Raw genomic sequence first — 682 nt, forward strand, 5'->3', positions numbered from 1 at the left:
CCCGCAAACCAGGAGATACACATGGCTCACCTCATCGACACCATGGCCTACACTTGCCAAACCCCTTAGCATGTCCTGGGCAATGTCTTACCCCCGCAACAATCTCTCGATATCTGGCTGCAGGCTGCGGGGATGGATTGGACCATCGAGCAGAGTGACGTAATGTTTAACGTCGCCTCCGATGCACTCCATATTCGCCCTTATTCAGACAGCAAAGTTCTGTACCGCTCTGATAATCTGGAGCCTCTATCCGTCGTCTCTCGCCGATATAATGTGGTACAGCCTCACGAGGTGCTGCACTTCTATCAAGACCTGGTGGAAGCCGGTGGCTTTGAGCTGGAAACAGCAGGCTCGCTTAAAGGCGGCCGCAAGCTGTGGGCACTGGCTAAGACCGGCCAGGATCTAAAACTCAAAGGCAATGACTTGGTAAAGTCCTATCTGCTGCTGGCGACCAGCTGCGACGGCACGCTCTGCACCACGGCACAGTTCACGTCTCTACGAGTGGTCTGCAATAACACCCTGCAGATGGCACTGCGCGGCGCTACCGGCGCCATCAAGGTACCCCACTCCACTCAGTTCGACGCGGCCGCCGTCAAAGAGTCGCTTGGGCTAGGGCTGTCTCATTGGGATGAGTTCAAGACGCAGACCAAGGCGTTGGCACAGCGGCCAGTCGCCCCTGAAG

At 56.7% G+C, this 682-nt stretch carries 1 protein-coding gene; it reads left to right on the forward strand.

All coding sequences use genetic code 11. From position 1 onward, the window contains the following. Positions 1 to 75 precede the first annotated feature (75 nt). Positions 76 to 682 (forward strand): DUF932 domain-containing protein (locus CF137_RS17700; RefSeq protein WP_240038568.1); only part of this gene is annotated, 607 nt, incomplete at its 3' end.

The organism is Aeromonas sobria (genome assembly GCF_006243315.1).
Lineage (GTDB): Bacteria > Pseudomonadota > Gammaproteobacteria > Enterobacterales > Aeromonadaceae > Aeromonas > Aeromonas sobria_A.